This is a genomic window from Jiangella anatolica (genome assembly GCF_003236295.1).
In the GTDB taxonomy this organism is placed as follows: domain Bacteria; phylum Actinomycetota; class Actinomycetes; order Jiangellales; family Jiangellaceae; genus Jiangella; species Jiangella anatolica.
Genome location: NZ_POTW01000001.1, coordinates 125137 through 139637, shown reverse-complemented (window position 1 = coordinate 139637; position 14501 = coordinate 125137). Strand labels below are relative to the sequence as shown.

The window sequence follows — 14501 nt, the reverse complement described above, 5'->3', positions numbered from 1 at the left end:
TCGAGCCGGGAGCCTCAACGGCGCCGGCTGGCGAACTCCACGTTGACGTCAGCGCGCGGGTCGCCCAGCACGAAGCTGTACGACGTGGTCGTGTGCGGCTGATGGATCTTCAGATAGCGGTCGGTCACCGCGAGGCCGTCGAACCGGTGGACCACCCGGCCGTTCACCACGCGGGAGCTGAACGACCAGCCGGTGACCTCGGTGTAGGTCTCGTTGTCCGGGCTGCTGAACAGCCGGTAGTCCGCGCCGGTGAGCCGGGTCGCGGCGTCCCGGTCGCGCAGTTCGACGGCGCTGATGCCGTGCGCGGCGGGGATGCGCACGTCCAGGCCGAGCGAGCGGGCCCGGTAGTCCAGCGCGAGCGACGCCGGCGCGCAGGCGCGGTCCCAGCCGTAGACGTGCCGCGTCTGCGGCGCGGTGTCCAGCTCGGCGAACCCGACCCGCCACGGATGGCTCGGCGGCGGACCGCTCACCTCCAACACCGACCCGTTGCCGACGCCCGCGGCGGCGAGGGTGTCCGACCGGTCGAGGATCCGGCCGTCCAGGGTCAGCCGGAGGCCGGGACCGGCGCACGACAGGCCCCCGGCGGCCGCGTCGATCACGGCGCCGACGGTCGTCGTCGCCGGATGGGTGACCTTGCGGCTGGCGAACGGCCAGGCCCACTGGTCCCGGTCCGCGCGGTCGACGAAGAACGTGGGCGACGCCTGCGCCGTCGCGGCGGCGGCGTCGGCCTGTGCCTGGCAGGTGGCGGTGTCAGTGGCATCCTCGACGACGTTGGCGACGACCTTCGACGGCTGCCCCGGCAGGAACACCTGGAACAGCACGAGCAGCCGATCGTCGGACAGGCGCAGGAAGTCCGGTTCGCCGGTGGCGGCGCCCAGGTTCGCCGCGCCGGACGGGTCGCGCAGCCGCACCTTGCCGGTCCACGTCACGCCGCCGTCGAAGGAGACGTGCAGGGCGGCCTGGCCGATCCGGGTGCCCGCGGCATCGAGTTCACGGTGGCCCATCAGCAGCTTGGCCTGGCCCGCGGCCAGCCGGTCGGTGCAGGGCGCGTACGTCAGCGACAGCGCCTCCGCCTGCTGGCCGGTGGCCACCGGTGCCGTCCACGTCGCGCCGGCGTCGGCGGAGTAGGACAGGTACACCTGCGCCCGGTTGGGCCCGACCCCGGTGGCATAGCGGATCACCGCGACGATGCGGCCGTCCGGCAGCTCCTGCAGGGCCAGCTCGTTCGCGCCGCTGGTGTAGTTGGCGCTGTGGAACGGCGGGAACTGCGGCGGGTTGTTGGGGTCGTAGGCGATGGTCTGGTAGTCGCTCCAGGTCCGGCCGCCGTCGAAGGAGCGCAGCACACCGGAGCGCCAGCGCATCGGGTCGGTCTGCCAGTCGTCGACCAGCTCGAGCGCGCCCCAGATCGGCAGCAGCAGGGTGCCGTCGGCCAGCTCGAGGATCCGGCCGCCGCCGACGTGCGCCTCGCGGATCGGGATCGGCAGCGCGACCGGCTCGTCCCGCCCGGTCCAGGTCCGGCCGCTGTCCGCGGAGCGGGCCACGAACAGCACCGACTCGCGGTTGTTGTAGTTCGTGTGGTTCACCGCGTCGTTGTACGGCAGCAGGATGGTGCCGTCGGACAGCGTGGCCATGCCGCGGGTGGCCGCGATGCTGCCGCGCACGCCGAACAGTCTCGGCTCGGCCACGACCTCCGACGGTCCCCACGTCCGGCCCTCGTCGGTGGACCTGATCATCCGCAGCTGACCGCCCGGGTGCGCGTCGCCGGAGGTGTTGAACGCGGCCAGCAGGTCGCCGTTCGGCGCGCGGGTGAGCGCCGGACGCTGGGCCGGCAGCGTCGCCTCGCCGGGAAACGTCTCCGGACCGGTGACGTTCCAGGCGTCGACGACGCGCAGCGCCGGGTCCGGCGCCTCGGCGGCGCCGGCGGCGACCGGCGCGGGCGCCGCCGTGGCGAGGGCCAGCGCGACGGTGGCGGCGAGCGCCGCGACGCGCGTCACCGGGCCGCCTCCGTCCGCACGGTGTTCCAGGCCAGGAACCGGCCCGTGCCCGGCGCGTAGCTGTAGAAGACGGTGAGGACGGAGCCGTCGGCGAGGTTCGCCATCGCCGGGTAGCCGCACTGGTACTCCGCGGTGTACTGGTAGCCGTGCGGGTCGCGCAGCGGCGCCGGCGCGGACCAGGAGCCGCCGTCGTCGCGGCTGACCCGCACCTCCACGCCGGGCGGCGTCGGGCCGCCGTCGGGTGCGAACCGGCGGGTGGCCAGCAGGACCGCCCCGTCCGCCGCGCGGTGCAGCAGCGGCGACATGCCGGCGAAGCCGATCCGCTCCGGCGTCGTCCAGGTGGCGCCGTCGTCGGCCGACTCCGAGCGGAACAGCTGCATGGTGTCGTCGCCGCCGACGCCCTGCTGACGCACCACGGCCAGCAGCCGGCCGTCGCCGGTGGGCAGGACGGTGGTCTCGGTGAAGCCGTCGATCGGGCTGTGCGGGCGGAAGTCGGGGTCGGTCGTGTGCGCGACGTCCGGGTTCCCGTCGGCGCCGAGCCCGCCCACCTCGGGCGTCGCGTAGGCGCCGGCCAGCCGGGCGTCCGGGTCGTAGCCGATGGTCGCGCCCGTGGTCCAGGTGTGGCCGCCGTCGGCGGACTCCAGCAGCGCCGACCGCCACCGCTCGGCGGCGGTGCGCTGGCCCCAGATCGGCCAGAGCAGCCGGCCGCCGGGCAGCTCCAGCAGCCGTCCGTAGACACCTGGCCAATAGAAGCCGGGATCGATCGGCTCGCCGCCGGTCCAGGTCCGGCCGCCGTCGGCCGAGCGCAGCAGGTGCAGGCTGATGACCCGCCCGCCCACGCCCGCGCCCGGCGTCCAGCGCACGCCGTTGTACGGCAGCAGGACGGTGCCGTCGCTCAGGGTCACCATGCCGACGGCGTTCAGCACGGCGTCGACGCCGTCGGCCGGCTCCGCGACGGTGTGCGGCGCCGACCAGGTCCGGCCGCCGTCGCCGGAGCGCACGACGCCGACGGTGCCGCCCGGCCAGCCGTCGGGCACCGTGGAGTAGCTCGCCAGCAGCTCGTCGCCGGCCCAGGTGAGGCCGGGGAACATGGCCGGGACCGAGTCGAGGACGACACCGCTGCCGGTGACCGTCAGCTCGGACGCCGGGGCCGTCATCGCGGCGTCCGCGTCTGCTGGACGAGCTCCGTCACGCCGGCCACGAACGCGGCGTCGGGCTGTGTGAACGGCGCCGTCGTGCGCGGCACGGGCAGGTCCAGGACGACGGCGGCGGCCACCTTGATCGCGGCGATCGCCCGGGCCGAGAACCCGGCGCCGTCCAGCGGCACGTCGAGGATGTCCAGCAGCCGCTGGTAGGTGCGCTGCGCCTCCGCGGCGCGGGCCGGGTCGCCGGACCGCGCGGCGTCGAACACCTCGACCGCCGACGCGGGCAGGATGTTCGCCAGCCCGGGCACGACGCCGTCGAAGCCGAGGTAGGCGGCGAGGTCCAGAGTGATCTCGGAGCCGAGGTAGGTGACGAAGCCGGCCACGTGCTCGGTCGCCGCGCACAGCTGCCGGCCCGCCGTCAGGTTCCCGGACGAGTCCTTCAGGCCGCGCAGCACGCCCTCCTCGGCGAGGTCGCGCACCAGCGGCAGCGGCAGCTTGCGCGGCGTCCGCGCCGGCACGTCGTAGGCCAGCACCGGGAGGCCGATGGCCGCGGCGACCGTGCGGAAGTGCACGGCCAGCTCGGCGTCGCTGGTGTCGAAGAACAGCGGCGGCAGCACCAGCGCGGCGTCGGCGCCGTCGGCCTCGGCGTCGCGGGCGGCCGTCACGGCATCGGCCGTGCCGTGCCCGGCGACCCCGGCCCAGACCGGCACCCGGCCGGCCACCGTCTCCACGACGGCCCGCAGCACGGCCGACCGCTCGGCCGGGGTCAGCTGGCCCAGCTCCCCGGTCGAGCCGTTGACGAGCAGGCCGCTGACGCCGGCCGCGATCTGGTGCTCGACGAGGGCCTTGGTCGCGGCGCGGTCCGGTGCGCCGTCCTCGGTCAGGAACACCACCAGCGGAGTCACCACGCCGGTCGGCAGAGCTCGGTCGGTCATGTATCTCTCCACACGAATTCGGTCGGATGGGGGACGACTTCGGGTCTTGCGGACCGACACCTGCGTTCCACCAATCAGAACGCGTTGTTTCAGTAGTCTGTCTGCCCGGGCTCTGGTGTCAAGAGTTCCGGGCGCACGAAATTGGACCGTTACGTTTCGCTTGTCGGAACGTCGTCGCCGACGTAGGCGATGCACTCCAGCTCGACCTGCAGGAAGTCGAAGCCCATCGACGAGGTCGTCCGCGCCGGCCGCGGGTGCTTGAACGTCTCGCGGTACAGCTCGTTGTAACGCGGCAGGCTCGCCTCGTCGCGGACGAAGGCGGCGATCTTGACGATCTGCTCCTCCCGCGCGCCGGCCTCGCGCAGCACGCGGCGCAGGTTCTCGACGCTGCGGGCGAACTCCTCGTCGAAGGTCCCCGGGATGAACGCGCCGGTCTCCGGGTCGGTCGACGCCTGGCCGGAGACGAACAGCCAGCCGCCCGCCCGCACCGCCGGCGAGTACGGCGCGTCCGGATCCGGCGCGAAATGCTCGATCAAGGTGTTTCCTCTCTGTTGGGTGTGGCGACGTTCGCCACGAACTTCAGTTCGTCGGCTCGACCTAGGTGGCAGCACACCCGTTGCCCGCAACGTTGCAGGTGACCCATACATCCGCGCGCATACTGTCGATGATCACTTGGTAGCCGGATGGGGACATGTAATTCACGTTGACCTTCAGGTACGGGCCCGCGGTATTGATGCCCGTGAAGTGAAGGATGCTGCGTCCGGACCCAGCCTCGGTCGTCGTGGAGAGGCTGAACGGAACCTGGAACCAGTTCCGGTTGTCCGGGCTCTTCCACACCGTGAACGCGCTGGCCGGAATGGACCAGGAGCCGTCACTGTCCCGGAAGTGAATGCCGGTGACCATCTGCCCCGAGCCCACGGTGAACCTTGCACCGATACTTCTGCCGTGGTAGTCCAGAGCCGCCCGGTAATCGCAGTATTTCGGGAATCCCATCAACTTGTGCTGGACCGACGGATCGGCCGTCAGCACGGGGCCGGGCGACAACCAGCCGCCGTCCGCGTCCGCATAGCCCGCCGTCGTGAACCCGGACCAGATCGGTCCTCGAAGCTCGATGGTGTCGCCGTCGGTGAGCTGGTTCGCCGCGAAACTCAGCGACGGATTCAGCTGGACGCCGTCCTCGTAGGCCTGGACACCTGCGCCACTACACCCGACTCCCTGCGCATGCGCGGCGATCAACACACTGAGAGCAGTGGTCGACGAGCCCACGACGTGCCGGGAACTGTAGTTCCACGACTGGCCGGACCAGTCTCCCGATTTCACGAAGAACGCGGGAGTCGCGCTGGTCGCGGAGTCGTCCGAGGTCAGATCGGCATTGCAGGCGGCAGCGTTCGTGTCCTGGAAGGTTTGCGACGCGAGCCGCAACCCCACGCCTGGAATGTTTGCTGTGTATACGACCAGGAGCTTGTTCCCCGGGAGCTCGAGGAAGTCGGGATAGTAGTCGTGCCCGGTGGTCGGTGACCCCGCGGGCCGCTGGACGTACACCGGATCCCGCCATTGAGCGCCGTCGTCGAACGACTGGCGAATCGCGAGCTTCGGGAACGCGTTGAAATCCAGGTATCCGACGATCAGTTTCGACCGCCCGCTCGGCAGGTCCGACGAGCACGGCGCCTGATCGAGCGTCCCGGTACGCCCGATCAACGGTGTCTTCACCGGATCGGACCAGGTCACGCCGCTATCGGACGAGTAGGAGACGAAGTAGGCGTGCGGCTGGAGGACGGTCTCATATCTCAGGAGCGCCATGAGCCGGCCGTCGCGAAGCCTCGTGACGGTGGGCTCGGATACGGCGGTCGGAAGTTTTCCGTTGAGGTTGTAGTAGAGCACCTGGCTGTTGTCGTCCACGCCGATCCGCGCGTAGCTGGACCACGTCAGTCCGTTGTCGAGTGACCTGAACACGCCGGCCTGATATGGAACCGGATTGCTGAGCGGCGCATTGGTCGGGCCACTCAGAGGAGTCTGCGTCGATGTTCCGAACACAGGCATCAGCAGCACGCCGCCGCCCAGGTCGACGATCCGGCCGTAGGTCGCGTTGAGCACGTCAGCGCCGTTCCAAGGCGCCGGCAGGCTGATCGGCGTCGTGGTTCCGGTCCATGTGACGCCGTTGTCGGTGGACCTGGCGACGTAGGTGTCTGTCTCTCTGTTCGTGTACCGCTGGTAGACCCGGCCCGCGGTGAACGGCAACAGAATGGTCCCGTCCGCCAATGTCGTCATGCCGACCGCGGCGTTCCCGTTCACGCCGGCACTGCCCGTGAAGATCTGGACGTACGGCGTCCAGGTCACACCTTGGTCGGCCGACCGGCGCACGCGGACAGCCGCGTCGGAATCTTCCAGCCCCGTGGAATACGACATGACGATGTCGCCATTCAGCGCACGCGTCAGCGCCGGCGCGCTTCCGCTTTCCGGGCCCCCGACCGGAAGAATCCAGCTCGAGCTCAACGGGGTGAGCGGAGTCGTTGCCGCCAGCGCGGCGCCCTCGTCGAGGACCACCGCCGCCGAGCTGGCCAAGAGCAGGCCGGCGAACAGCGAACCATGGCGTCGCAGTTGCATGGAGACCTCCAGAGAGAGTCCGGCGGAACCTGACCGATCAAGGTGCTCGTTCCTCACTGCTGCGTGGCGATACGTCGGCCTCGGGCTCGGTGGCGGATCCGGCGTCGACCGGTTCTGGGGCCCCGCTGGCCAGCGATCGGTACACGGCGTCGATGGTCGCCACCGCGACCGCCGCGTCGGCGCAGTCGTAGGCCGGCCGGCGCCCGGTGCGGATGGCGGCGTGCAGGTCGTCCAGGACCGCCGCGACCGGCGACCGGTCGATCGGGAGCCGCTCCGCGCCGTCACCGGAGTACAGCCGCACGGCCGGCTCGGCCACGTCGACCTCGACATGGCCGTGCGAGCCGATCAGCCGCAGCGTGTACGTCCCCGGCCCCGGGCCCGGCGCCGCGGGCACCCGGCCCACCACGATCGACGCCGTCAGGCCGTGGGTGAACAGCGCCGAGACGACGGCGACGTCCTCGACGCCGTGCGAGCGGTGCTCGTCCCAGAACAGCGTCCCCGCCTCGGCGAACACCTCGACGGGCTCGCAGCCGGTGGCGGCGCGGATGTCGTCGACGGGATAGCCGAGGACGTTCATCACCTCGCCGCCGCCGGACAGCCGCGGGTCGGTCAGCAGCTCGGGCCGCTCGACCGAGGCGGCGAAGTGCGTCCCGCTGGACAGGAACTCGGCGTCGACACTGCGCGGCAGCCCGAGCCGGCCGGAGTCGACCCAGTCGCGCAGCCGGCGTATCGGCGGCGCCAGCGCGCGGGTCACAACGGCGCAGTGCCGCCCCGCGGCGCGGGCCGCCTCGACCACGCGGCAGGCCGCCGCGACGTCGGTGGCCAGCGGCTTGTCGACCAGCACGTGCAGGCCGAGCCCGAGCATCCGCTCGGCCAGGACGGCGTGCCGGGTGGGCTCGGAGCAGATCACCGCGACGTCGGCCCGGTCCGGCGAGACGTCCTCCGGCCGCCACAGCGGCACCCCCTGCGCGGCGGCGACGGCCCGGGCGTCGGACCTGGCGTGCGCATCGGCGTCGTCGCTCTCCGCGACGCCGGCGAGCACGTAGCCGGGGTGAGCGGCCAGCAGCTCGGCGTAGCCGGTGGCGTGCCGGACCGCGCCCACGAGCACCGTCCGCAGCGGTTCAGCCATCGAGGTCTCCTCCCCCGGCCGCGACGTCGACCGGCCGGCCGGTCTCCAGCGACCGCTGCGCCGCGATCGCCGCCGCCAGCGCCCAGCGGGAGTGCCGCAGCTCGACGAGCGGCTCGGCCCGTCCGGCGACGACGGCGGCGGCGTGCTCGGCCTGCCGCTGGACGGCGTCGCCAGTCGAGGCGAGCGGCGCCGGCGGCCCGCCGTCGCTCGGCGCGGTGTCGTCGGCGGTGTGGTGCGCGAGTGTCCCGTCGGTGCCGCAGAGCACCATCCGGCGCAGCACGTCGCCCGGGTCCCGCAGTCCGTAGGAGACCTCGATCATGGCCAGGGCGCCGCCGGCGAACCGGACGGTCAGGTGGAAACTGTCCGGCGTCGGCATCTCCGGCGCGTGCGTGCACCAGCCGCGGGTGAAGACGCGTTCCGGCCGGCCGCCGAGCAGCCAGATCGCCAGGTCCAGCGGGTGCATGCCGTTGTGGACGAGGTGCCCGCCGGACTGCCGCGGGTCCAGCTGCCAGCTGCGCCACGCGCCCGGCCACACGTGCCCGACGTACCAGTTCAGGTGCAGCAGCCGCGGATCGCCGACGCGCCCGGACCGGCACGCCGCCTCGAGCGTCGCGACGGCCGGCTGGAACCGCACCGTCTGCCCGACCATCAGCCGCACCCCGGCCGACCGTGCGGCCGCCGCCATCGCGTCGAAGTCGGCGAGGTCGCGGGCCGGCGGCTTCTCGACGATGACGTGCTTGCCGGCCGCGATGGCGGCCAGCGTGCGGGCGGGATGGTCCGCGGTCCGCCCGCACACGTACACGCCGTGGGTGTCCGGGTCGGCCAGGACGGCGTCCAGGTCGGCCGTCGCGGTGGCGCCTGAAGCCAGCGCCGCGACCGCCGCCGCGCGGCCCGGGTCGGACCCGAGCACGTGCGTGACCCGGACGCCCGGCACCCGGCCGAGCGCGGCGACGTGCGCGCGGGCGATGCCACCCGAGCCCAGCACCGCGATCCCCGTCACTTGGCGGTCCAGCCGCCGTCGACCGGCAAGGTCACGCCGGTCACGTAGGCCGACGCGTCGGACGCGAGGAACACCAGCGCGCCGGTGACGTCGTCCTCGGTGGCCATCCGGCCGAGCGGGACGCGGGCGGAGTACGCGTCGACGAAGGTCTGCTCCTGGCCGCTGAGCAGCCCGCCCGGGCAGAGGCAGTTGACCCGCACCCCGTGCCGGCCCAGCGCCGAGGCGAGGTAGCGGGTGAAGCCGACCATGCCGGCCTTGTCGTAGGCGTAGAACAGCGGCGACATGATGTCGGTGCCCTCGTACACCGGGAAGTCCGGGCCGACCAGCCCGTAGATGGAGCCGATGTTGACGATGGAGCCGGAGCGCTGCTCGACCATCGTCGCGGCGACCGCCTGGGTGAGCAGGAACAGCCCGCGCGAGTTGACCGCGGAGGTGTCGTCCCAGTCGGTCGCGGTGGTGCCGAACAGGTCGCCGCCGGCCCGGTGCACGGCGTTGTTGACCAGAACGTCGACCCGGCCTTGGGTGTCCACGAGGGCTCGGTGGAACGCCTCGATCGACGCCGGGTCGGCCAGGTCCAGCGGCAGGCCGCTGGCCGATCCGCCGAGCTCGCGCAGCTCTGCGGCCGCACGCTCGGCCGCCTCGGCCCGCCGCGAGGTCACGACCACGTGCGCCCCGGCCTCGGCCAGCGCGGCGGCGAACGGTTGTCCGTAGAGTCCGGTCCCACCGGTCACCACGGCGATCCGGCCGGTCAGCCCGAACCGGTCCAGCACGCTCATCCGCCGTCCCCCTCTCGTTGACGTGGCATTGGCGGGATGGTAGCAGTGAGTTCCGACAGTCAGTACTCGTTGTTTCATTCGATGGAACTGGAGGACGTTACATGCCGGTGACACGGGTGGCGGTCAGCGGGCTGGGATCCATCGGGCGGCAGCACCTCGACGTGCTCGTGGGGCGCCCCGGCGTCCGCGTCGTCGCCTTCGATCCCGATCCGGAGCTGCGCGAACGCGCCAACGAGCGCGGCGTCGAGCGGACCGTCGACGACTTCGGGGCGCTGCTCGACCTGCGCCCGGACGCGCTGGTGATCGCGGCGCCGGACCAGTTCCACCTGCCCCAGCTGGAGGCGGCGGCCGGCCGCGGCATCCCCACGCTGGTGGAGAAGCCGCTGGCGCCCAGCACGGCCGACGCGGCCGACGCGGCCGGGCGGATCCGCGCCACGGGGACGCCGGTGCTGGTCGGCTACGTGCTGCGGCACCGGCCGGTCGTGCGGGCGGTGCGCTCGGCGCTGGCCGACGGCCTGGTCGGCGAGCCCACGTCGTTCCAGGTCATGCTCGGCGCCTACGGGACGATCACCGCCGCCGTGTCGCGGTTCGCGACGCCGGAGCCGGACCGCCTCTACCGCGACTACTCGCACGAGTGGGACTACCTGCGCTGGTTCTTCGGCCCGGTCACCCGCTGCCTCGCCGTCGCCCGGACGGTTCGGGGCGTGCCGCACGTCGAGGAGCCCAACGTCGTCGACGGCCTGCTGACCCACGTCGGCGGGGTGACCGGCGCGTTCCACCTCGACTACGTCGAGCCGCGCGGCACCCGGACCATCCACGTCGTGGGCACCGGCGGATCGCTGCTGGCCGACGTGGGCCGCGGCACGCTGACCCTGCGCCGCGCCGGCGAGGACGCCGACCGGCTGCAGAGCTTCGCCGAGCCGCCCGCCGCCGCACTCGGCCGCCAGCTCGACCACCTGCTGGAGGTGGCCGCCGGCGCCGCCGCTCCCCTCGTCGGGCTCGACGACGGCCTGGCCGCCCTCGCCGTCGCCGACGCCCTGCGCGCCTCGGCCGCGTCCGGCGACTGGACCGCCGTCGAGTCGGACCGGAGCTGACCCGGGCAGCCTTGGCACGCTCACGGGTTCCACGATCACGGCATTTCGGGCACATCTGGTCACCTGCGGCGAGCCAAGCACAACACTGGAGCGTGCCAAGCCGCGCGCACCCCGGCGCACCCGCCGCCGTGGTCCCGATACAGCGCGGCGTCCCGATCTGGTGGCACGCGCGCCGTGCGCACGTCACCCGCGCCGACACCGCATGAGCGCCGACAGCGGCTGAGGTGCCCGCGCCCTTGGCACGCCCAAGCGCTCCACAAACGCGACATTCCAGGCGCATGAGGTCATCTACAGCGAGCCAAGCACGACACTGGAGCGTGCCAAGGCACCCATCCGCCGAGGTGCTCGCTCCGGATCAGTCCCGGCCGGCCAGGACGTTCACCGCGCCGCCGAACAGCCGCGGCCAGGCGACCGCGGCCGGGACGAGGGCCCGCCGGCCCGGGCCGATCGAGGTCGCGCCGACGAGGGCCCGGGTCAGGAGCTCGTAGCGCCAGGTGAGCCGCCGCCAGGCCACCTCGTAACGGGCCGGCTCGCCGGCGACGATGGCCGCGACGGCGGCACGGGCCTGCGCCATGCCCAGCGCCACGCCCTCGCCGGTGAGCGCGTCGACGTAGCCGGCGGCGTCGCCGACCAGCAGGGTCCGCCCGGCGACCCGCCGCCGCGACCGCTGCCGCAGCGGGCCGGCGCCGCGCACCGCCGTCAGCGGCAAGCCGTCGATGCGCTCCCGCAGCGCCGGGAACGCGTCGAGGTGCCGGTCGAACGGCGCTCGTGTGCTGGTCAGCATCGCGATGCCGACGAGGTCCGGCCCGACCGGCGTCACGTAGGCCTCGGCCGCCGGCGCCCAGTGCACCTCCACATAGTCCGTCCAGGGCGCCAGCCGGACGTGCCGGCGCAGCCCGAACCGGCGCGCCCGCGCCACCGGGCGGTCCAGGCCGAGCCGGCGGCGGATCGGCGAGTGCAGGCCGTCGGCGGCGACGAGGTACCGGGCGCGGACGCCGTCGACCACGACCCCGTCGGGGTGCTGCTCCACGGACTCGACGGCGTCCGGCAGGACGGGGACGCCGGCGGCGTCGGCGGCCGAGCGCAGCGCGGCGTGCAGCGTGGTCCGGCGGACGCCGCGGCCCGGTCCGGCGCGGAAGTCCGCCGCGACCGACCGAGGGCCCGACACGTACCGGATCCCGCGCAGCGGCTGCCCATCCGGGTCGACGCCCAGGGCGGCCAGCGCGGCGACGGCGCCGGGCATCAGCCCCTCGCCGCAGGCCTTGTCGATCGGGGCGGAGCGGGGCTCGTGCACCACCACCTCCAGGCCGCTGCGCGCGGCGAGCACCGCCGCCGTCAGCCCGGCCGGGCCGCCACCGGCGACGATGACGTCGATCATCTCGGCGCGAGCTCGGCCAGGGCGCGGTTCTCGACCGAGAGGCGGACGGCGAGCAGGCCGGCGTTGACGGCGGTGAACACGACCGCGGTGATCCAGGCCGAGTGCACCAGCGGCAGCGCGAACCCCTCGACCACGACGGCGACGTAGTTCGGGTGCCGCAGCAGCCGGTACGGCCCCTCGTGCACGAGAGAGAACCCGGGAACCACGATGACCCGGGTGTTCCACTGGCGACCGAGCGTCGCGATGCACCACCAGCGCAGCGCCTGCGACGCCACGACCAGCGCCAGCATCGTCCAGCCGAGCGCGGGCACGAACTCCGGCCGGCGGATCCACACCTCGGCGACGGCGCCGGCCAGCAGGCCCGTGTGCAGGACGACCATGAAGGGGAAGTGGCCGCGGCCGAACTCGACGCCGCCGCGGGCGAAGCTCCAGGCTGCGTTCCGCTTCGACACGACCAGCTCGGCCAGGCGTTCCAGGCCGACCAGTCCGGCCAGCACGGTGAAGAGGATCTCCGACATGGTCGTCACGCTCGCAGCAGGACGAGTTCGAGGCAGAAGCCGGGGCCCATGGCCAGCACGATCCCATACGACCCGGGTGTGGGCGGGCGCAGCTCCAGCGTGTCGGCGAGGACGTGCAGCACCGACGCCGACGAGAGGTTGCCGATGCGGTCCAGCGAGTCCCACGTCAGCGCCAGCGCGGCCCGGTCAACGCCGAGCGCGTCCTGCATGGCCTCCAGCACCTTCGGCCCGCCGGGATGGCACACCCACCACCCGATGTCGGCCCGGCTCAGACCCTGATCGGACAGGAAGCCGCCGACGTCGACGCCGACCTGGCCGCGCACCAGCTCGGGCACGTCGGCGCTCAGCACGATGCGCAGGCCGGTCGCGCCGATGTCCCAGCCCATCGTCCGCTCGGTGTCCTCGTAGAGCCGGCTCCGGCTGGCCAGCACGGCCGGCCGGTCCGGCGGCCCGGCGGCACGCTCCTCGCCGCCAAGGACGACGGCGGCGGCGCCGTCGCCGAACAGCCCGCTGGCGACGAGGTTGGCGATCGACGAATCGTCGCGCTGCACCGTCAGCGAGCACAGCTCCACCGAAAGCAGCACCGCGACCTCGCCGGGGTGGCCGAGCAGGTAGTCGTGCACGCGGGCGATCCCCGCGGCGCCGGCGACGCAGCCGAGGCCGACGATCGGCACCCGCTTCACGTCCGGGCGCAGCCCGATCCGGCCGGCGATGCGGGCGTCCAGCGACGGGACGGCGATGCCGGTGATGGTGGTCGAGACGATCAGGTCGACGTCGCCCGGTGCCAGCCCGGCGGCGTCCAGCGCGTCGGTGATCGCCCGGGCGCCCAGCTCGACGGCGGCGGCGATGAACGCGTCGTTGGCGGCGCCGAAGTCGGCGAGCCCGGCGTAGCGCTCGATCGGCAGCGCGAGGTGCCGGGTGCTCACGCCCGCGTTGGCATGGATGCGTTCCAGCAGCGCGCGGTCGTACCGGCCGGCCGGCGCGATCAGGCCGGCGAACTGCGCGGTCAGCTCCGACTGCGCGTACTTGTGGTCCGGCAGGGCCCCGCGCACGGCCAGAATTCGCGTCATGAACTCGTATTACACGAATTCCGCGCCCCTAAACTCCGAACGGTGACGGTGAATGTGGCGGCGGGCGGTCTGGTCCGCGCCTGCCACCCGGAGCCGACGGCGGCGGTGACAGCGCTGAGCGGGCTGCTGGCGCTGCGGCTGGGCCACTCCCCCGCGACGCTCGCCCTGGTGATGGCGGCCGTGTTCACCGGCCAGCTCACCGTCGGCTGGTCCAACGACCTGATCGACGCCGGCCGCGACCGCCTCGTCGGCCGCGCGGACAAGCCGCTGGCCACCGGCCGGGTGACGGCCCGGACCGTGCGGGTCGCGCTCGCCGTCGCGGCCGTGCTCTGCGTGGTCCTGTCGCTGGCGCTGGGCGCAGCGGCCGGCCTCGTGCACCTGTTCCTCGTCGGCTGCGGGGTCGCCTACAACCTGGTCCTCAAGCGGACGGCGTTGTCGTGGCTGCCCTACGCGATCGCGTTCGGGCTGCTGCCGGCGGTGGTGAGCCTGGCGCTGGACCCGCCGGAGTGGCCGCCGGCCTGGATGATCGCCGCCGGCGCCCTGCTCGGCGTCGGCGCCCATCTGGTCAACGTGCTGCCCGACCTCGACGACGACGCCGCGACCGGCGTGCGCGGGCTGCCGCACCGGCTCGGGCCCGTGCGCGCCCGGGTGACGGCGGTCGTGGTCCTGGCGGCCGCGTCGGTGCTGGTGGTGCTGGGTCCGGGCCGGCCGCCGGGGTGGGCGTGGGCCGGGCTGGCCGTCGTCGGCGTGCTCGTGGTGGCGGCGCTGCGCGGCCGCGGCGCGACGCCGTTCCGCGCCGCCATGGCGATCGCGCTCGCCGACGTCGTGCTGCTGGTGCTGCGCGGCGGAGGGTAGTGG

General features: G+C 73.5%; 13 protein-coding genes. 2 read left to right on the top strand and 11 right to left on the bottom strand.

What is annotated here, in order from left to right; translation table 11 throughout:
• Positions 1–14 precede the first annotated feature (14 nt).
• The 8 genes from C1I92_RS00565 to C1I92_RS00530 all read right to left on the bottom strand — a co-directional run bounded on the left by C1I92_RS00565 (position 15) and on the right by C1I92_RS00530 (position 9583).
• Positions 15–1994: an exo-alpha-sialidase gene (locus tag C1I92_RS00565; RefSeq protein ID WP_111252699.1), complete on the bottom strand. Its 1980-nt coding sequence runs from the start codon at positions 1992–1994 to the stop codon at positions 15–17.
• A complete protein-coding gene (locus tag C1I92_RS00560) occupies positions 1991–3151 on the bottom strand; it encodes a sialidase family protein (protein ID WP_111252698.1) in 1161 nt (386 codons plus the stop codon). The genes C1I92_RS00565 and C1I92_RS00560 overlap by 4 nt, the downstream gene beginning before the upstream one ends.
• A complete protein-coding gene (locus C1I92_RS00555) occupies positions 3148–4074 on the bottom strand; it encodes a dihydrodipicolinate synthase family protein (RefSeq protein ID WP_111252697.1) in 927 nt (308 codons plus the stop codon). Before C1I92_RS00555 ends, C1I92_RS00560 begins: the two co-directional genes overlap by 4 nt.
• Positions 4075–4223: 149 nt before the next feature.
• Positions 4224–4610 (bottom strand): RidA family protein, encoded by a 387-nt coding sequence (locus tag C1I92_RS00550; RefSeq protein WP_199520817.1) that lies wholly within the window; start codon positions 4608–4610, stop codon positions 4224–4226.
• 61 nt (positions 4611–4671) lie between these two features.
• Entirely contained in the window at positions 4672–6678 is a 2007-nt protein-coding gene (locus C1I92_RS00545) for a sialidase family protein (RefSeq protein WP_158563846.1), read from the bottom strand.
• A 37-nt stretch (positions 6679–6715) separates the two neighbouring features.
• The gene (locus C1I92_RS00540) at positions 6716–7807 is read right to left on the bottom strand and encodes a Gfo/Idh/MocA family protein (protein WP_111252695.1); all 1092 of its coding nucleotides are present in this window, start codon (positions 7805–7807) and stop codon (positions 6716–6718) included.
• The gene (locus C1I92_RS00535) at positions 7800–8807 is read right to left on the bottom strand and encodes a Gfo/Idh/MocA family protein (RefSeq protein WP_199520816.1); all 1008 of its coding nucleotides are present in this window, start codon (positions 8805–8807) and stop codon (positions 7800–7802) included. Before C1I92_RS00535 ends, C1I92_RS00540 begins: the two co-directional genes overlap by 8 nt.
• The gene (locus tag C1I92_RS00530; protein WP_111252694.1) at positions 8804–9583 is read right to left on the bottom strand and encodes an SDR family oxidoreductase; all 780 of its coding nucleotides are present in this window, start codon (positions 9581–9583) and stop codon (positions 8804–8806) included. Before C1I92_RS00530 ends, C1I92_RS00535 begins: the two co-directional genes overlap by 4 nt.
• Positions 9584–9684: 101 nt before the next feature.
• On the opposite strand from C1I92_RS00530, the gene C1I92_RS00525 reads away from it, so the two are divergent.
• Positions 9685–10677 carry a Gfo/Idh/MocA family protein gene (locus C1I92_RS00525; RefSeq protein WP_111252693.1) on the top strand — a complete coding sequence of 331 codons (993 nt, stop codon included), beginning with the start codon at positions 9685–9687 and terminating at the stop codon, positions 10675–10677.
• A gap of 355 nt (positions 10678–11032) precedes the next feature.
• On the opposite strand, the gene C1I92_RS00520 is transcribed toward C1I92_RS00525, so the two are convergent.
• Genes C1I92_RS00520 through C1I92_RS00510 form a run of 3 tightly spaced genes read right to left on the bottom strand, consistent with a single transcriptional unit; the run spans position 11033 to position 13643 of the window.
• Positions 11033–12055, bottom strand: coding sequence for an NAD(P)/FAD-dependent oxidoreductase (locus tag C1I92_RS00520; protein WP_111252692.1), 1023 nt, complete (start codon positions 12053–12055; stop codon positions 11033–11035).
• Positions 12052–12573 (bottom strand): isoprenylcysteine carboxyl methyltransferase family protein, encoded by a 522-nt coding sequence (locus C1I92_RS00515; RefSeq protein WP_111252691.1) that lies wholly within the window; start codon positions 12571–12573, stop codon positions 12052–12054. Before C1I92_RS00515 ends, C1I92_RS00520 begins: the two co-directional genes overlap by 4 nt.
• Positions 12574–12578: 5 nt before the next feature.
• Positions 12579–13643, bottom strand: a complete 1065-nt coding sequence (locus tag C1I92_RS00510; RefSeq protein ID WP_111252690.1) for a type III polyketide synthase — start codon at positions 13641–13643, stop codon at positions 12579–12581.
• A 42-nt stretch (positions 13644–13685) separates the two neighbouring features.
• Here C1I92_RS00510 and C1I92_RS00505 point away from each other — a divergent pair, with 42 nt between their 5' ends.
• Complete coding sequence (locus tag C1I92_RS00505; protein WP_111252689.1) at positions 13686–14498, top strand: UbiA family prenyltransferase; 813 nt, start codon at positions 13686–13688, stop codon at positions 14496–14498.
• The last annotated feature ends 3 nt before the right edge of the window (positions 14499–14501 follow it).